This is a genomic window from Aquicoccus sp. SU-CL01552 (assembly GCF_040365005.1).
Taxonomy (GTDB): Bacteria; Pseudomonadota; Alphaproteobacteria; order Rhodobacterales; family Rhodobacteraceae; genus Antarcticimicrobium.
The window spans coordinates 1-17,102 of the sequence record NZ_BAABWV010000023.1; the positions used below are offsets into that span (position 1 = coordinate 1).

General features: G+C 65.1%; 20 protein-coding genes and 1 pseudogene. 11 read left to right on the forward strand and 10 right to left on the reverse strand.

Annotation, left to right across the window (positions count from 1 at the left end; all coding sequences use genetic code 11):
- Nucleotides 1-324: ISAs1 family transposase (locus ABWV23_RS20350; RefSeq protein ID WP_353351152.1), on the reverse strand; the 324-nt coding region annotated here is incomplete at its 3' end.
- A gap of 706 nt (nucleotides 325-1,030) precedes the next feature.
- Here ABWV23_RS20350 and ABWV23_RS20355 point away from each other — a divergent pair.
- The 6 genes and pseudogenes from ABWV23_RS20355 to ABWV23_RS20380 all read left to right on the forward strand — a co-directional run.
- Nucleotides 1,031-1,255 (forward strand): annotated as a pseudogene (locus tag ABWV23_RS20355) (transposase); the annotation flags it as partial.
- Nucleotides 1,256-1,503: 248 nt separating this feature from the next.
- Entirely contained in the window at nucleotides 1,504-1,965 is a 462-nt protein-coding gene (locus ABWV23_RS20360) for a helix-turn-helix transcriptional regulator (protein WP_353351154.1), read from the forward strand.
- 223 nt (nucleotides 1,966-2,188) lie between these two features.
- Nucleotides 2,189-4,018: a site-specific integrase gene (locus ABWV23_RS20365; protein ID WP_353351156.1), complete on the forward strand. Its 1,830-nt coding sequence runs from the start codon at nucleotides 2,189-2,191 to the stop codon at nucleotides 4,016-4,018.
- Complete coding sequence (locus tag ABWV23_RS20370; protein WP_353351158.1) at nucleotides 4,011-5,714, forward strand: hypothetical protein; 1,704 nt, start codon at nucleotides 4,011-4,013, stop codon at nucleotides 5,712-5,714. Before ABWV23_RS20365 ends, ABWV23_RS20370 begins: the two co-directional genes overlap by 8 nt.
- A gap of 151 nt (nucleotides 5,715-5,865) precedes the next feature.
- Nucleotides 5,866-6,156 (forward strand): hypothetical protein, encoded by a 291-nt coding sequence (locus ABWV23_RS20375; protein WP_353351160.1) that lies wholly within the window; start codon nucleotides 5,866-5,868, stop codon nucleotides 6,154-6,156.
- A gap of 35 nt (nucleotides 6,157-6,191) precedes the next feature.
- Nucleotides 6,192-6,467: a CcdB family protein gene (locus ABWV23_RS20380; RefSeq protein ID WP_353351162.1), complete on the forward strand. Its 276-nt coding sequence runs from the start codon at nucleotides 6,192-6,194 to the stop codon at nucleotides 6,465-6,467.
- A 54-nt stretch (nucleotides 6,468-6,521) separates the two neighbouring features.
- Here ABWV23_RS20380 and ABWV23_RS20385 read toward each other — a convergent pair whose 3' ends face one another.
- The 5 genes from ABWV23_RS20385 to ABWV23_RS20405 all read right to left on the reverse strand — a co-directional run bounded on the left by ABWV23_RS20385 (nucleotide 6,522) and on the right by ABWV23_RS20405 (nucleotide 10,286).
- Nucleotides 6,522-6,821 (reverse strand): hypothetical protein, encoded by a 300-nt coding sequence (locus ABWV23_RS20385; protein ID WP_353351164.1) that lies wholly within the window; start codon nucleotides 6,819-6,821, stop codon nucleotides 6,522-6,524.
- Nucleotides 6,822-6,960: 139 nt separating this feature from the next.
- Entirely contained in the window at nucleotides 6,961-7,281 is a 321-nt protein-coding gene (locus ABWV23_RS20390) for a type II toxin-antitoxin system RelE/ParE family toxin (RefSeq protein WP_353351166.1), read from the reverse strand.
- Nucleotides 7,268-7,513 carry a type II toxin-antitoxin system ParD family antitoxin gene (locus ABWV23_RS20395; RefSeq protein WP_353351168.1) on the reverse strand — a complete coding sequence of 82 codons (246 nt, stop codon included), beginning with the start codon at nucleotides 7,511-7,513 and terminating at the stop codon, nucleotides 7,268-7,270. Before ABWV23_RS20395 ends, ABWV23_RS20390 begins: the two co-directional genes overlap by 14 nt.
- Before the next feature lie 504 nt (nucleotides 7,514-8,017).
- Entirely contained in the window at nucleotides 8,018-8,602 is a 585-nt protein-coding gene (locus ABWV23_RS20400; RefSeq protein WP_353351170.1) for a hypothetical protein, read from the reverse strand.
- A gap of 667 nt (nucleotides 8,603-9,269) precedes the next feature.
- Nucleotides 9,270-10,286 (reverse strand): hypothetical protein, encoded by a 1,017-nt coding sequence (locus tag ABWV23_RS20405; RefSeq protein ID WP_353351172.1) that lies wholly within the window; start codon nucleotides 10,284-10,286, stop codon nucleotides 9,270-9,272.
- A 312-nt stretch (nucleotides 10,287-10,598) separates the two neighbouring features.
- On the opposite strand from ABWV23_RS20405, the gene ABWV23_RS20410 reads away from it, so the two are divergent.
- The 3 genes from ABWV23_RS20410 to ABWV23_RS20420 all read left to right on the forward strand — a co-directional run bounded on the left by ABWV23_RS20410 (nucleotide 10,599) and on the right by ABWV23_RS20420 (nucleotide 13,019).
- Nucleotides 10,599-11,180, forward strand: coding sequence for a hypothetical protein (locus ABWV23_RS20410; protein WP_353351174.1), 582 nt, complete (start codon nucleotides 10,599-10,601; stop codon nucleotides 11,178-11,180).
- Between the two features lie 102 nt (nucleotides 11,181-11,282).
- Entirely contained in the window at nucleotides 11,283-11,780 is a 498-nt protein-coding gene (locus ABWV23_RS20415; protein ID WP_353351176.1) for a hypothetical protein, read from the forward strand.
- Nucleotides 11,781-12,215: 435 nt separating this feature from the next.
- Nucleotides 12,216-13,019 (forward strand): hypothetical protein, encoded by an 804-nt coding sequence (locus ABWV23_RS20420; protein ID WP_353351178.1) that lies wholly within the window; start codon nucleotides 12,216-12,218, stop codon nucleotides 13,017-13,019.
- 722 nt (nucleotides 13,020-13,741) lie between these two features.
- On the opposite strand, the gene ABWV23_RS20425 is transcribed toward ABWV23_RS20420, so the two are convergent.
- From ABWV23_RS20425 to ABWV23_RS20440, 4 genes are all read right to left on the reverse strand, one after another.
- The gene (locus ABWV23_RS20425; protein ID WP_353351180.1) at nucleotides 13,742-14,125 is read right to left on the reverse strand and encodes a hypothetical protein; all 384 of its coding nucleotides are present in this window, start codon (nucleotides 14,123-14,125) and stop codon (nucleotides 13,742-13,744) included.
- Nucleotides 14,122-14,604: a hypothetical protein gene (locus tag ABWV23_RS20430; RefSeq protein ID WP_353351182.1), complete on the reverse strand. Its 483-nt coding sequence runs from the start codon at nucleotides 14,602-14,604 to the stop codon at nucleotides 14,122-14,124. The genes ABWV23_RS20425 and ABWV23_RS20430 overlap by 4 nt, the downstream gene beginning before the upstream one ends.
- On the reverse strand, nucleotides 14,601-14,900 hold the full coding sequence (locus tag ABWV23_RS20435; RefSeq protein WP_353351184.1) for a hypothetical protein: 300 nt from the start codon (nucleotides 14,898-14,900) through the stop codon (nucleotides 14,601-14,603). The genes ABWV23_RS20430 and ABWV23_RS20435 overlap by 4 nt, the downstream gene beginning before the upstream one ends.
- Before the next feature lie 143 nt (nucleotides 14,901-15,043).
- Complete coding sequence (locus ABWV23_RS20440) at nucleotides 15,044-15,433, reverse strand: hypothetical protein (RefSeq protein ID WP_353351186.1); 390 nt, start codon at nucleotides 15,431-15,433, stop codon at nucleotides 15,044-15,046.
- Nucleotides 15,434-15,699: 266 nt separating this feature from the next.
- On the opposite strand from ABWV23_RS20440, the gene ABWV23_RS20445 reads away from it, so the two are divergent.
- Nucleotides 15,700-16,350 carry a hypothetical protein gene (locus ABWV23_RS20445; protein ID WP_353351188.1) on the forward strand — a complete coding sequence of 217 codons (651 nt, stop codon included), beginning with the start codon at nucleotides 15,700-15,702 and terminating at the stop codon, nucleotides 16,348-16,350.
- Between the two features lie 439 nt (nucleotides 16,351-16,789).
- Entirely contained in the window at nucleotides 16,790-17,101 is a 312-nt protein-coding gene (locus ABWV23_RS20450; protein WP_353351190.1) for a helix-turn-helix domain-containing protein, read from the forward strand.
- The last annotated feature ends 1 nt before the right edge of the window (nucleotide 17,102 follow it).

Here is a 17,102-nt window from a genome sequence, read left to right on the forward strand (position 1 = left end):
GCCGTCAACGGCGATGACATCCCCGTCCCTGAGGAGCGCGGTGACATCGGCCAGCACCTTGCCGAACGCGGCGTCGAGGGCCTTCGGGTCGATCATCCGGAATACTTCCGAGAACGTGTCGTGTGACGGGATGGCATGTTTGAGCTTCAGGAAGCTCCTGAAAAAGCTCTCTTTTGCGCGCCCAAACGCAGCCATCTCGGCGCAGGATGCCGAGCCGCAGAGCACGGCAACAAAGGCGATGACGAGGAGTTCACCGAGATCGTGGCGTGCGTTGCTGGCACGTGGATCCGGAATGTCGTCGAAGGCGGACAGGAAGATTTGCATGGTGCTGATGGGCTCCCAGGAATGAATCCACCACTCTGAATCCATCCCACCATCAGACGCAAGGAGGACGGTTCATGCCTTCAGTTCCAAACGCGATTCCCCTGTCCTTGGGATAGATGTATCGCGCGATTGACTGGACGGATTCTGCCTTCCCAGCCCAAAAGTGGTTCAGGCTTCCCAACACGGCGAATGGCCATATTGCGTTGATCGCGATGATCCAGCAGCTCTCCGACCCCGTGAAAGTTGGATTTGAGGCTACGGGTGGCCATGAATGGGTGCTCTGAACGGAACTGTCGATGCAGGGATTATCACTGTCCAGCTGTCTCCGGCACAAATCAAGGCGTACGCGCTTTCCCGGGGCACGTTGGCGAAGACCGACCGAATTGATGCCGAACTCATCGCCCGGTTCATGGCATTCAGACGGCAACCACAGAGGCGGTTACTTCAGACCGGAGTCCGGGCGAGAACTGCCAGATGAGAATCTACGTATTCTCAGAACCTTGACGACGCGGAGGGGGCAACTTGTCGATATGCGCAAGCGGCTCAGAGCCCAGATTGGCGCGCGCAGGAAGCAGGGTGTTTCTACCGACGTCGAGACCATGGAGAATGACCTCAAAGAGGTGCTCGATACTCAGATCGATGACTCAAAACGGCGGATCGAAAACGTCATCGCGCAAGTGGAGACTTCGCCGCCAGCGCGAACCTACTGCGATCAATACCGGGAATTGGTCCGGTCTCGGTTGCGATGCTGATTGCCGAATTTCCCGAATTGGGCCGGATGACCTCAGGCGAAGCCGCCGCCATGCCCAGCCTGGCGCCGGTTCCTCATGACAGCGGGGCGATGCGAGGCAGGAGAACGATTGCGGGCGGACGACGATCTTTTCGGCATGTGCTGTACCAGGCTGCGCTCGCCGCCGCCAACCACAAGCCAGTCGCAAAGCGTCTCAAAGATCGCGGGAAGCCACACAGAATCGTCATTATCGAAATTGCACGCAGGCTGGTCACAATCGCAAACGCGATCATCAAGACCGGTACACCTTGGCAGCTTCGGTCCGGTGAATACACACAGTTGTTTGTGATGTGCGCGGATGCCATCAAGGGCGTTACCCGAAGTTGCACCCCTCCGTGGGACATAACCGATTTTGGCGCGGTGATGCCGGGGTCTAATTGCGTTGGGCCATGCTCGATACGCCCCTCTCCCGCTCTGACCTCATCACCTACTTCGCCCTGGCGCCCGGAAGGCCTGGGGACAGGCGGCCGCTGGCCCGCGTGCTGCGGGATCTGGGGCTCTCCCTGCGCGGCGGCACCACCCGCTGGCCGGTCGTGTGGCGGGCGCTCGGGTTGGCGGAAGACCAGGATCCGGCGCATTTCGCCGAGCTGACCGCGCCGTTTCTGACCGCGCGCGGTGTTGCCGAGCTCCTGGGGGTTGCCGACCCGTCCATCATCTACCGCTGGGAGAAGGGCAAGCCGCCGACAGGCTCCGGACCGTTCCCGTCCGCCATCGACCTTTCCAACGGCCGCAAGGGCGCCCGCGCCAAACGCTGGCGCCGGGCCGAGGTGCTGGCCTGGCACGCGGGCAAGCCGCTACCCCGCTACGCGAAGCCCGCGCCGGTGTTCGGCGCCCTGACCCCGACACAATGAGGGGGCACCGCGATGGACTTCTGCCCCCCGGACACAGCGATCCGCGCCCTGGCGACCAAGGATACGCGCAAACGACCGGGACACGACCGCCCGGCCGGTTTCACCGGCGGCAACCTGCGAGGCCTGTGTGTCCGAAGCGCGTTTTGGCGACCGAAACCGCGCTTGAGCGATCCACACACCCCTCCCCGTTTCACATCACGAGCAAACAGAAAAGGACACCCCCATGCTTGATCTGACCGGCCGCCCGGCCGCCTCCAGCCTGGCCATGACGGCCGCCGCTCCGGCCCTCGCGGGGCCCACCCTCGCGGATCTTCACGCGCATGTCTCGGCCCGCAGCGATCTCAAACCCTCGGTCAAGACCCGCTACCTCGGCGCGATCGACGAGGCGGCGCGGATCGTCAACAAACCGCTGGCCCAGGTTGCCGCCGACCTGAACCTGGTCGAGGAGCGGTTTCCGCTCGACGGCTACGACCCCCTGCAGTGGCCCAGCAACGCGGCCTACCTGCTCTTCCGGCGCCGGTTGCAGGCACCGCTGAGGGAATTCCTCGGTGTGCATGCCAAGCTGGCGGCCCTGCGGGCGCAGCAGGACGATTGGACCCGGCTATTCGCGGCGGTCGCGCCGCTGACCGAGGGGAAAGTCGGAAAGAGCGCCGACTGGCATCCGATGAAGCTGGCCGCGCTCAAGAGCTTCGCGCTGGTCGCCCGCGCCCGGGGTCTCCAGCCGCGCGACCTGACCCTCGCCGCCGCGCGGCAGATCGATGGCGATTTCCAGGGCAACAAGCGAGAGTCGAACCGCCGGACGCTGCGGCGGCTGGACGAGCTTCGTGCTTTTCCGCAGCTGCTGCCGCTCCTGCCGGCCCAGCCGATCGGGTTCTCGGCCGAGCAGGTGGCGCCGTCCCGCCCGGCATTGCCGCACCACTGGGAGGCGCAATTCCTGCCCTGGATCGATGCCGTCACGAAATCCGGCTGGGACCCGGTCGACCAGGTCTTTGCGGATGACCACGCGGGCCATGCCCATGTGCTGCGCGCCGCGTTCCGCACCGCCCTGCGGATCGGGCTCGAGATCGGCGCCGTTTCGGAGAGCGCGGATCTGCAGGCGGTGCTTGCCGACGACGAGGTGCTCTGCGCCATCGCCGGCGAGATGTTCGCCCGGCGTCAGCGGTCGAAGCGGGACGGTCGCCTCGCGCCGCGCACGTCCCGCAAATACCTCAAGGGGTTGAATCAGGTGCGCGACCACCTCGGCCTCGACACGACCCTTCTCGGCCAGGTGCTGGCCAACAACGCGGTGGCGCGCGAGGGCAAGAAGGCCGACAAACGCATGACGCAGAAGAACCGTCAATTCTGCCAGGCGCTGGTCGAGCAGCGGTCGGTGCGGCAGCGGTTCCTCGGGTCGTTCGGCAAGCTGCGCGCGGAAGCCGAGGCGATCCTGGCAAGGGCCGCGCTGGAACAGCGCAAGCTCACCGGCCACGAGGTGGCGCGGGTGCGCCTGCTCGGCACCTGTGCCTGCTTTGCCGCCCTCGAGATCGGCGGGGCACCAATCCGGGTCGAGAACGCGATGGGGCTGACCTGCATCGGCGAGGATGCGCAGATCCGCATCCCCGACAAGGGCAAGAAAAAGATCGAGGTGCTGATTCCACCGGAGTTCACGAAAAACAAGGTCGAGATCACATTCCCGATCCGCGCAAACGCATATGGCTGCCACGACACGATCTGCTGGTATTGCCGGGTGATCCGGCCGCTGTTTCCGCATGCCGAGACCGGCCCCTACCTGTTCCCGGCGGTCAAAACCCCCGGGAGCCACCTGAACCCGGATTTTTTCGGGGCGGAGTTCGCGGCGCTGATGCGCACGGTGGGGAACCTGCCGATGACCCCGCACCAGATGCGGCACGGCCAGACCTCGCTGCTGCTCAACACCTATCCGGGCGAGATCGAGGTGATCGCCAAGCGGATCGACGATGCTCCGCAAACCCTTCGCCAATACTACGGCTGGCTCAACGCGCTGAAGCTCGTCGAGCGTGGCCAGGATCTGCTGGTGGGGCTGATGAATGACTGAGACAACCTATGACACCCGCAGCCGCGAGGAGATCCTCGCGGCCGATGCCTTCGCGCCGTTTCGCGACGCGCCGGGGTTGCCCACGCTTGGCCTGCGGGAACTTCGGACGCTCGACCGGTTCTTCCGCTTCGCCGCGGACCGGGGCGTCACCGTGCCGGGGCCCGAGGATTTCCTGGCCTTCACCGAGAAAGACCGCTCGACGCGACGGCTCGACGATCTGCGCACCGCCTTCGACCGGTTGCTGCCCGCGGGCACGCCGGTGCAGGAGACGGTGCGGGCGGCGATCCGGGCAAAGCGCCCGCGCCGCCGGGCCTGTGATCGGCGCAGCCGGGAGGACCTGCGCGCCGACCCACGGATGGCGCCCTATCGCGACCTGCCCGCCTTCGACGACGTGCCGCTCGAGGACCTGCGCGTGCTCGCACGGTTCCTCGCCTTTGCCGAGGCACGCGGGATCACCGTGCCGGCCGAGGAAGACTACCTTGCCTTCGCCGCCGATACCGCGTCCCCCCGGCGCCTGCGCGGCCTCAAGTCCGCCCTCGACCGGTTGCTGCCGGGCAACCCGGCGGTGCATGTCGTGCTCGCGGCGGCAATCGCGCGCAAGACCCCGGCGCGCTCCAGGGCAGGCCGGAAACCGCGCCCCGCTGCAAAGCGGCGCGTCGTCCCCTCCGAGCTCCCCAAGGACTGGCAGGCGCTGCTTCGGCAGATGCGGCTTGGCGCGCTTCCGATGCATGTTGCGGCTCCGGCAGCCTCCCGGATCGACAGCATGGAGGATGTTCTGCGCGAATACGTGAAAGTCCAGCGCGACGCGGGGGCGCCGCCCAAGATCTGTGTCGACGGCGTGCGGCGGCTCGAGACCTCGCGCAAGGCGCATGCCGAGGCGCGGGGGGAAACAACATACCAGGACCAGGGCAACCGCCCCGCGACCCGGCATACCGCCACCATGCGCCTGCGGCAGTTCGGTGAGGCCCTCGGGCTCGAGCCGCGGCTGCTTGCAGAGCTGCGCGCCCACGAGAACGCGCTGCGTCGGCAACTCGGCACCGTCGTGCCCCTGAAGTTCGGCAAGCTCGACAAGCTGCCGGCCCTCTCCGCCACGTGGGGGCTTGCCGCAAGCCTGCTCGAACAAAGCGCGCACGCGTCCCGGCGCCAGACCGGGCTGCGGCTGCTGAACGAGGCGGCGGTGATCGCGCTCTGGACGCTTCTGCCGCTCCGCCTTCGCGACGGGCAACTGCTGTGGAACCGCGATATCCGCTTCAACGGCACGCACTACCGAGTCGATATCAAGACCGGGAAGGAAGAGGAGCCGCTGCAAGGCGCGTTGCACCCGGTTCTGACCCCCTTCCTCGACGCGCTGGTGCTGCGCGGCATGGATCCCGCCTGGCTCGACGAGCTGCGCCGCCGGGCGATGGAGGAGGGTCTCGCGCTCTTCCGCGCGTCGAACGGCCGGATGCTGGCGGCCAGCTATCCCTCGAACGTCTGGCGGCACCACTTCGGCACCGGCGCGCATATCTCGCGCAGCCGGGTTCATTCCGAACTGGGCCAGCTTGGCCCCGAGGGCGTGGAGGCGGCGCTGGCGCTCAATGCGCAGCGCGATGCGCGCACCGCCGCCAGCTACCAGAGCGCCGCGGTAGAGGTGGCCCGGCGCCGGCGGGGCCAGGACATGGTCGACGCGCTGCTCGCCGAGGCCCTCGGGGAATAGCGGCGCAGATCCTCCGCCATGATCTTGCCTGGCCCCCCGCGCCTCCCAGCCCCTTCCGGAAAATGTTGATCAGATGTTGGCGTTATCAATTCTTGCGACGCTAAAGTGCAGGCACTTGTGTCATTTTTTGTGTTGCCATGCGTGTATCACTATGTACATCAGTTTGCACGGCAATCCGCATGAAAGCGAGGTCATCATGCCTTCACCGCTGAATATTCGTGACATCGGTCAAGATCGCAAGGCGGCCCTCGAATTGGAGGCGAAAGCCACAGGCCGTTCTATTGCGGAGGTTGTTCGGGACTGGATCGACGCTGGCATTGCACGGTCCAGAGCTGAGCGCGACCGTGCCGCCTGGATCGCGTCCGCTAAAGAAGGCATTGCCGATGAGAGCCTTCATCTCGAACAGAACGGACCCAGTCTCGCTCGGTTCAGGCAGGTTTGAGCGAGAACGATACAATGCAAGGAAGCATCCATCGCATGCGCGATGGCAACGAGATCGTGTGCCGTGTTCAGACGGATCTCGGCATTGAGACGCCCTATATTCTTTGTGCGCCGGTCCTCCCTCGCTCCGAATGGGGCGCGCTGGTTCCAAAGCTGCATATTCCCATGCATCTGGAAGGTGTCCCGCACGTCATAATCATGTCACAGTTGGTTGCGCTTCCGGGCACACAAATCGGTTCTGTTATTGGTGATGCGTCGGCCTGGCGCGACGAGATAGTCGCTGCCATTGATCTCCTGGTTTCTGGTTTTTAGCCCACGAGCAACCCATCAACATTTACCGACAGGGGCTGGCCCGCGCCTCCCCCCTTACCAGGCCGGGCGGACCGGTTTCAGGATGGGGGTCACCTCGGCCAGGACCCGCACCGCGGTGTGGTTCGAGGCGCACTCGGACGATCGCGACCGGACCACGTCGAGCGCCTTGACCCGCCGCCGCACATGCAACTGCAGCAGTTGATGGAGCCGGGCAACATGGGCGATGGAGCGCCCGCGCGCCAATTCCGAGCGCGGATAGGCCCGGCTCGGTTCCCGGATCGCGTCACAGCAGGCGCAGTGCTCTGCGCAGTAGAAACGGCCTGCGCGACCGAAGCGTCCCGCTGGAAGGGACAACCGCCACTTGCGATTGCAAGCCTCCTGCGCTGCCGCGCTCGAGCAACATTTCCTCGACCTCGCGCAGGCTCGGATTGAACCGGAATACAGCCAGACCGCCTGGGCGATGATATGGACGCCACGCGGCGTCACGCAGAGCTTAGTGGTCCACCGCCCTCAAGATCGCTTGCCAGTCCTGCCCTGCGCCCAGAACACGCAAGATCACCAGGTGATCCTCCTCGGTCCGGTAAATGATCAAGTGCTCTGCGCTGGAATGAATGCGGACAGGTGGGTCGAACTCGGAACGTCCACGTACCACCTCCGGCATGAAGAGCAACCGCTCGAGGGTATCTTCCAGGATGTCGGTATAGCGGTCGGCCTGCAGGAACGACCACTGCTGCGCCGTGTATAGCCAGATGTCTTCCAGATCGTTTTGGGCCGCAGGCGTCAGCCTGAAGGCGGTCAGGCTATTTGCGGTCATGTCGCTCCCGCATCCGTGCCTTGAACGCCTTGAAGTCGAACGGCTCGGGAGCACCGCTGTTCACGCCCTCGTCGATCGCCTGCTGCAACGCCTCGATCGCTTGCGCGCGCTCCTGATCGCGGCGAATGAGATGGCGCACATAGTCGCTCGTGTTGCTGAAGCTGCCGTCCTTCAGCCGGGATTCGACCCAGGTCTTCATCGGATCGGGAAGGGAAACATTCATCGTTGCCATGGAGCATCCTCCTTCATCCAATCCCCATAGCATGATTTGACAATAATTGGTAAGAACGATGGCAATGCTTGTCATATCTACCAACATATGAAGTCCGCTTTTGCGCGCCCCAAGCGGTTGATATCCCGGCCACAACGAAACCTCCTGATCCGAGTCTTGGCCTCAGGGCCCGTTGCATTCACGCGTTGCCGGCACCTTGCCGAATGCTCACTTCGGATCGAAGCTGGGAGGCAGGCATCCGATTGGTTTGCGGGCGACGGTGCCGCCCGCGCATGAACGCCTGTTCGCCGTCGCCAGCGGCTTCGGATCGAAGATCCCCGTCCAGGACACGCGAGACGAGACCGTCAAGGCCGCGGTTGCGGGCCCGGGCGACAAGCTCCGTCCTGGGCCGGTCGCCGGGCTGGCAATGGATCGAAATCCCGACGTCACGCCCCCCCCCCGGCATTCCACCGAGACGGATGATCGACAGCGCAGAGATCAGCGTCTCGGCGGTGGCGCGGCCGATCAGGCGGCACGGTACAGCATATCAGGCGTCGGCAGGTCGATGCGGTAGCGGCTCAGCAAGGTGTGCCATTCGCCGAGAAACGCGAAGATGGCCTTGATTTCGGCGACCCGCCGCTCGGCTTCACACGCCTCCCTTACCGGGTCCGAAAAGATCCGGACCTCGCGGATATCGGGTTGATCACTGGAATAGTCATAGAGGACCGCGATAGTGAAATTCGCAAAATGCGCCGTCTCGAATTCGCCGTTGGGTGCGCCGAGCACCCAGTGAAATATCCGGGCCAGCGCACCGGCCTCGAGGTCGTGGGGGAGGAGGGTATTGAGAAGCGACCTTGCGTGCGGCGCCAGGCGGATCACCGTGCCGTCGCAACTGCGACCGTCGCCGGTCCCGATCAAGGAGCATTGGTACTCGGAGACCGCGCCGCCGGTGTAGCGCGCGCCCAAGCCGTGCATGAGTTCGAAGCCGAGCAGGTCTCCCGCCGCGGCTTGTTCGAGATTGGCGAGCCCCGCGGACATGCAGCGGATCACGGGCTGGACGGGCAAGGGCCAGCCGAAATGCAGGGAGGGGCGAAGATGAAGGTTGGACATGGAAGAAAGCCTTTTGTGTCGGGTGTGAAGAAGAGGTGGGATCACTTGCGCAATCCGGGAAATCGCCGAGCGACCGCAACGGGATAGGCGCGGCAGGGGGGGACCTGGGAGAGGAGGCGCTGTAGACCACCGACCTCTTCCGGCGGGGAGGAGCCGGTCAGCCGATGCCGGCGAAACGACGCCTGTCGACGACCCGCAGGCTGTACTCCAGGAGGCGCTCGTAGGGAGGCGGAACATGATGTGTCCTTTGTTTCTTGGCCGCGAAGGGCGGTGATGGAGCCTGCGGGCCGCAGGCGGGGAGGCGGGTGAGCAGCAGGCTCGGAAGGTAAGTCGGATCGGGGCGCGACGCGGCAAAACGATTTCCTGCAGCGGCGCGATTTTTCCCGCAGCGGTGTACGCGCCGGGGAGGGCACCCAACTGCATCGGGACGCCAGGCCGCTTCCCCTTCGATGGTCCGTCCGAGGCGTTCCTCGCGGGCGCCGCGATCATCTGCGTAATCGCGACCGGATCGGCGGCGGCGCCGTTCTTCATGAACGACGATCGCCTGACCTGCGTGGCTTAAGGCGCATCGGCCGCGCGCTCCCCGGGCAACCGGGGATATCGTCCTGCCGCACGGCACAACGGTCGGTCGCCATGGCGCCCCCTGCGGGGCATGGCGACCGACCCGTCAGTGCGTCATGTCGTGGGAACGGGCCCGGGGCGGCTGACCCGCGCAGGCCCGGGCCAGGTATCCCCTTGACCTCTCCGCTGACGCGGCCCCGACCGACAGCAGGTTCCGCGCCTCCCGCCGGCTCTCCTCCGTCCGCTCTTGGAACAGGTTCAACGCGACACGTTCGGACACCCGTCCGACGTAGCGCATCAGGTCCGACAGGATTTCGGCCTTTTGCGGTTTCGAGGTGGTATCGTACTGCGCTTTGTACATGTGAACTGTCCGTCTCACCGACGCGAACTCCGCTTCGATCGTCTCCCGGCCCCAGATGGAGCTATCGCTCGGCTGAACACGCGTCCTGGCCGCCGCGATCAGCTCACCTGCGATCCCAAGAACACGTTCTGAATCCGCCTGGAACACCGGATGGGATCTCAGGTCAGCCTGCGACACCCTCCGGCGCGGATCATCGTCCGCGATACGCCCGTCTCGGTGAAGGTCGATCACCGTTCTGGAAAAGCCCTGGCCTGTGTGTGCGGCGATCTCGGTGGCCAGGAGCTCGGGAGCGCGGTGCCGGGCCGCCAGGGCTCCCCGGTCGTTGATCGCGATCGCAACACTCAAGATCTCTCGCGCATGTCGCCGACCGCGTTGCGAGCCGTCGCTGGCCAGCATCAGCGCGATATCCTCGGATGCCGCGGCGAAATACCCCAGAACCCCCATCCCGAAGGCCCCCGGCGCGGCGAGTTTGCGCGTCAGCTTCGCATGGGCCGCCCGTTTTGCCTGGTAGAGCCGCGCTTGGGTCGGGTTGCGGCCCCCTGCCCGCTCCAGGACCTCGGCAAGCGCCGCATGCGATGCGTTCAAAAACTCCGGCGTGACCTCCGGCAAAGGCCGGCGCGGATCGATGAAATCGGGCACGAGACGGAAATCATCTGTCGCGATCTCGCCCGAGCCACGCATGCGCATCGCCGCCTCGCGGCAGGTGACGCCCTCCGCGACCGCGCGCGGCAGGATCGGAACGAGGGCAGGTTGTTTGGGCATCCGGGGTATCTCCTTTTCTGACTGAACGGGAGATGGAGCCCACCCCGGCGGACCGCGCCCCCCTTTTGATCGAAAACTCGCGGAAGGCACGATCGGACGTGATCGGGTCTGATGGGCGGAGAGCCTGGTCGGACTGGTCCGGCGCAAACAACCGATCAAGCTCCTACGATGATTTCAAACCATTGAGAAAAGGATGATCCGAAGGGGGCCGTTTGGCCCTGCGCGTCTTGGTGCGGACGCGCAGGTCGAAACGCCCCTCCGGAGCGGGAAGGGAGACCGGTCGGTGCGCCGAAACAACAAGAGGAGAGCGCAATGCTCGACACATCCAACCCCAACCCCGTCAAAACGCCGGTGATCGCCGATTGGCGAGACCGCCTGTCCTGCGGGGACATCGTCCTGTTCCGGTTTCCGCCGGCGGGCACGGCCAGCTCGGCCTGCCCGGTGCCACAGCCCTGCCTGGTGCTCGACATCGAGTTCCTCCGCGGCCGGCGCTGCGCCGTGCTGGCGCCGGCCCGGCCAACGCGGCAGGGAGCCGAGCCTGACCGCCGGATCACGGTGGACCGCCGAACGGACTGGCGCGCCGCCGGGCTGGCCGGCGCCACGCGCTTTTCGATCGGGGCGCGGCAGATCGTGCCACTCGCCCATGGCGGGTTCGTTCCCGTCCCCCCCGTCGGCACCCCGGTTCTCGGGCGGCTGCCGGAGGCCGCGATGGACCGGTTGCAGGCGGAGCGCGCCCGCCTGCACGCCCTGCGCGACATCCGGCGTGACCAGGAGTGGGAGCACAGCCAGGATCACCGCCGGCGTCGGCGCGCCCCGCTCCGGGATCGCGATTTCACCGTCGAGCGGCGCAACATCCGCCGACCGCTCCCCCTGCCGCCGCGCAGCCCGGGGTAACCCCGGCGTCGCCCCCCTCGGGAGCGCGCTCCTTCTCGCTTCCCAGCCCGGCGCCCCCAAGGCGCCGGATGCCCCCCCATTCATCCCATCGAGGACTCCACCATGATTCAACACTGCGATTACACACCCGCTTTGCGCCCTGTCATCTCCGCCACCACGCTGTTCCGCCGGCTGGCACCGCCCTGTGCCCGGGAAGTTTCAGGCCAGCTGTATCGGCTCGGTATCGTCAACTCCGACGATCTGCTCCATGCCCTGGCGACCGGGGTGCAGCATTTCGCGGCGGAGCAGGACCTCCGCTTCTCGGCGGATTTCCGGACCACCTGGCCCGAGGCGTTGCAATACCTGCGGACCGGGCGCAGCGAAGCGGACTGGGCCCGCCTGGTGCCGCAAACCGATCACGCGCCTCAAGCCGCCGCGCACAAGGTCGCGCGCGGGGCCTCGCAGATGGTCCAGGTCCTGGAAGCGGCGCGCGAAACGGCGGGGCTGAGCCCCCGCCGCGCGGTCACGCTGGGCGGCTGGTGTCTCACGGCGGTGGTCATCGCTCAGGTCGGTCCACGCGACGCGGAAGCCGCCCTCAAGGATCTCGCCGCAACGCTTTGAACCTGCCCCGCCCGGACCTTCACCAGGCCGGGCGGCCACTTGCTCGGCCGGATGTCTTCTGCTCGCCTCTGACAAGGCAAATCCACCGGTCGGACCCCGGCGGGCAAACCCCTGTCAGGGGGTCAAACATCCCGGCCATCTCGATGTGTGGGGATGTCTTTCCGTCTCGGATGTCTGACGTGTCTATTCATGTCTGGCCAAGGAAAGCCAATCCTTTACAGGAGGTTGCCACGCGTCGCGACGGGATTTCCCCACCCGCGGACGACAGGCTGCGGGGCCGCAACCAAAAGATGCGGGGTCTGGGCAGAGGTTTGCGGGTGCCGGCCCGCGCCGCGCGGGCTGGGCGCCGGATCATGCGGGATCTGCCCCCCGCGTTTCCGCCGGGCCCCATATCCCCCCACCTCCCCTCCGGATAACACTCTGGAGAACAAGACAATGCCTTTGGACAACGGAAAGGTCTGCGTAAGCCACAACCTGCTGGACTGGCTGTTTCAGGCCGGGGCCTCCGCGCCGACGATACGCCTGCTGATCGCCATGATCCACCACCAGGACCAACTCGGCCTCTGGGACATCATGTACATGGACGATGCCCATGCCGCGCGCACCCATGCCACGGGAAGCGTTCTGCGCGGTCGCGTCGGGCCAAAGCGGGACAACGGCGCAAGAGCGCTCAAACGCCTGGTCGAAGAAACCCGGGAAACCGGGTTGTTCGACAATATCCGCCTGCAGAACCGCAACACGGTTCTGTGCTGGCAATTCGCGCCATGGGTACAAGACCTGATGCATCATCGATGGGAGGCGGATTTCGCACTGCTCGAGCTCGAACACGTCGCGCAGTGCCGGTCGGACCGAACCCTGCGGCTCTATATCGAGGCCCGGAGCCGCTACAACATGAACGCCCCGGCCTTCACCGGGACGGTTCCCGGCAGTTGGCGGCGGTATCGCCACCCCTTGCTCACCAGTTGCCAAGACGTCGCGCGCCTGGTCGGCACGGTGTTCTTCATCGGCCTGGTCCCCGATCCGCACGAGCCAGGCGAGGTCTCCCTGGTCTTTCGCATGCGGCATCCCGGCACGACTTGGTATCCCGGCGCGCTGATGAAGTTCCCGGCTGGCACGCGGGTGTTCCGGGCCGATCCCGCGACCGCGCGCGAGATCGATCCGCGGACATTCGAAAACGACGCGCTCGGGGGCGAAGATCCGGCGGAGCTGGAGGTCAACCTGGCCGCCAACCTGCCTTGAGCCCATGGGAAGAACTCGCAACGCGCCTGTCGCTCCGCCTTTGCCCGCGCGCGTCGTCCCTGGTGCCGAAATCCCTTGAAACACGGGGCTGATGCCGGGTCGCGAAAAAAAAATCAACAAATTTCTTTTGCCCGCCGGAGAACGGTCCCAATTCTTTTTCGAGCCGAGTGCTCAGTCCTCCGAAGACCCGCGCTCAAGGGCCAGACATCACCGGCCGCGCGGGCCAAAAAATGAAGGATGGGATTGTGGCGACACGCCGTTTGATCCTACCTTCTCCTCGGGGCCAGGCCTCGGTGTAAGCCGCCGCATAGGCGGCTGAGAAGATGAAAATGTTTCGACGATTTCGTCGGACCGCCCATCGGGCGTTGTCTTCAGTGAGCCGCCGCACAGGCGGTTGAGAGATGGGATCAAGTGGCACGCCGCCGGGTCCCATCTCCCCCTCGGGGCCCAGGCCCCATGTAAGCCGCCGCATAGGCGGCTGAGAAGATGAAGATGTTTCGACGATCTCGTCGGACCGCCCATCGGGCGTTGTCGTCAGTGAGCCGCCGCACAGGCGGTTGAGAGATGGGATCAGGCGGCACGCCGCCGGGTTCCATCTCCCCCTCGCCTCCCCGCGAAACCTTGCACCCCCGCAGCGGTACCCCTCGAACCGACATGCCCCACCAGTCTGCTTTTTCGCGCGGCGCTCGGGTCCGACATTCCTTTGCCGAGGCAGATTGGCCTCAGGCCGCAAGGCCGCAGCGAAGCGCCGCGACGATCCCCTCGAGCCGGATCCTGGATCCGCACACCCACGGATCGAGATCCGAAGAAGCCGGACCGGCCGCCTCGAGCGGGATCATCCGCACACGGTCCAGCAAGCGGTCGAGACAGGCCAGCGCCCCGCCGAGCAGCCGCCTGACATCGTCCGCAGTCGCATCCGCATCCAGGTGCAGCCCGTGAAGGGCTTCCAGGTCGTCGATGGCATCCTCATGGCCGGAAACATCGAGCAGATCCTCCAGGTTGCCGATCTCGGCGTCGAAGTAGGCGCCGAAACGACCCAGGGCCGCGTGGAGAGGGGACGCGCCCGCAGCGGGCGTGACGAAATCAGTGAAGACGATCGAGTTCATTGCAAACCTCCATTGCGATGGATCCGGGGCATTCGCCCGAGGGCCGCGTCGGAAAACACGGCGACAATCGCCGCCACGGCCGTCAAGGTAAGGATCGCGAGAGTTCGATCCGGGTTGGGAACTTCCATGCCTGTTCCTGTTTGAGGCGGATATTGGCCGCTCGCCCGGATGACGAAGAGGAAATGTTCACCTGAGTAGCGAAATGTTGTTGGCTTTGCGGTTTTGCGGTCGGCCTCGACATGATGTTTCGAAGGAATCGGTCGATCAAATCTGGCCCGCAAGGTGGTGCCCCGGCGATCTCCGACACCCACCGCAGGGTCACGACCGTCGCCTGCCTCGAAACGCTGTTCATCGCCGATTTGTGCGATCCGGGTACGGCCCTGCGATTGCCAGCCGAATTCCCGAGGGCGGCGCGTCGACGGAACGCGGTCACGCTGCCATTCCGTATCCTCGGAGGTCAGGAACAGCGGCTCATTCACCAGGTCCGCAGCACCATGATCGGGCGGGCGCGGTCACGGGCGCCCCGTTGGGCGGCCGTTCCGACCTGTTGAACGCGGCCTTCGCAGGGGCCGGCATGGGTTTTTCCCCGCGCGCATTGGACCCGGCTCCTGTTCATGACGTCATGGACGCAGGCAAACCTTGAAACCACGCGCAACGCCGGCGTCATCGGCACGCGTCGCGACAACAGCGCCATCGCCGGTCGCTCGCCACCGAGGTGACTGAGCGGCGGCCTTGACCCCTCAAGGGGGAAGATCACTGCGGTATCGATCGCCATCAGGATGGCAAATCAACGGTCCTGACCCCTCAAGGGGAAAAATCACCGGCGGATGAGCAACACGACGGCGCCATCAGCCGTTACCTTTCATATGGAGGGTTTTTCTCTCGCCCAAAAGGAAATCGAAAAAAATTTCTCCGATGTCAGACACTCCAACTGCAGATGACGTGACCTTCCGCGGCAACAAGGGCGAGCAGGCGAGTCAGAAGCAAGCGGTAATGTGGCAGGGCCTGCCTCCAGCTCTCGGGGGGCTCATCGCAAAATCCCCCGGGAACACCGCGGCAAAGGGTCTCGCGAGAGACCTCGCCGGGATCTGCCCGAGGCGGCACAGGCGCACCGAGGGCACGCAGGTCGGCCTCGATACCCGCCAATAGGCTCGTGACCATCGACCGGGTGACATGGAAGTCACTGAATGGGGCAATCGTGTCATCATGCGTGGTCACGGCGAGAATGCGGTCGAGCAGACCGTCGTGGCCGCGGAACTCCAGAACACCTGTTCCGTCGCGTGTATAAAAACCGAGATCGAGTCCCATCGAACACTCCTTTCAATGTTGCCTGGCGATCGTCGATGATCGCCGATCGGAAAGTCGGTCGTATTCGGCGGGTGTCAAAATCCTGGCGTTTTTTTTCGGAACGCCGGCGCGCAATGCGCTGGCGCGACGCGACCAGGCACGCTGGCTCGTCTCTGCAGCAGACGCCCCCTGAACACACCCGAACCGGCTCGACGCGAAAAAAAATTTCCGGGGCGGACCAGGGCGGACCCACATCACAATTACCATCACATGGAAAGGACCACCAAATGACCTTCAGCCTCCACCAGTGCCCCGCCTCGCTCGCCGATCTCCGCGTGCACGTGCCACGGTATCTTGCGCCGATCACCCTCGCTCCGCAAATCACGCCTCTGGACGAGGCTACGCCCGGCGATATCGTCGCCATGGTGAGCTATCTGCGTGGCAACGTGGATCTCTTTCCAAGCCACGAGCATTACCTCCAGGCCTTCATTGTTCAGGGCAAGGACCGCCTCGAGATCGCGCTCTACCAAGACCTTACCGGGCGCGCGGCGACGCACGCCGCTCGCCTCATCGCGGAACAGCTCTTCGCGAATCATGGCCTGCATGACCTGGTGCTTGATTGCGACCTCGTCCCGAATGTCGAAGCCTACGAACTGCACAGGGTGCATTTTACCGATGCCATCCTGACTTTCGAGGCCACCTGGCTGCGCGGTGACCTCGAGGACGACGTGGAGGACATGGAAAACATAAATCCCGTGGTCATCGAAATGAGCCAAGTCTCCGACCGGGCCTCGGCCGAGGCCTGCGTGACGAAGACCCGGCGCTACCTCGAAACCTTTCGGCGCATGCTGCCGGGCGATCTGCGTGACCAGGCGGACTGGTCGATCGCGCTGCCCGCGCCTGAGGCCTTCCTCTACCCGCGGACGGCATCGGCCTGAAGGCGTTGTCGCACCCACGTAAGAGGAACGGTTTCCCGGATGTTCAGGGCGCTTGAAACGGTGCCGGACACCATCTTCCAGGCGTCAACGACTTCCATCCGGTGGCGCCCGTCGTCCGGGTGTGTCGGCGACGGGCGGGAACGGAGAAACGGTTCCCGCCCGGTCCGGTTTCATGCGGGCCGGTGCAGGAACGGACCGGCGCCACGCCCTCAAATTCCGAAAAAGAAAGCGGCGGCATCCCCCTCCTCCCGGAGGCCGCCGCTTATACCAAAACGGTCCGGGAGGAGGAGTGAACCGATCACGCGACTGGAGACAGCTGCGATCCCAGGGAACGGAATGCGTCATCGCGTGCGGGGCCCAGGTACGCCTCCTTCTTGCCCCGTGTTTTGGGCTAATATATTATCCGACAGATTCCAAATTTCACATCAAAGATAAAATAATGACCCTTATACTTGACCTCGACACACCCTCCGATATGCAGGATCGGGTTCGCGCGGCGGCCCGCGACCGCCGGCTCGCACTCGGACTGACCCAGAGCGACCTGGCCACGCGGTCCGGAGTTCCGCTGGCGACCCTGAAGCGCTTCGAACAGAAGGGGCAGGTCAGTCTCACCGGCCTGCTCGCGCTCGCCGGCGCGCTCGATGCACTCGCTGGCTTCGGCGCCCTCTTCCCGGCCGTCGAGGCAACCCGTCTCGAGGATCTCGACAAGCCCAAGGCGCGACAGCGCGTCCGCAAACGCAAGGGGGCCTGAG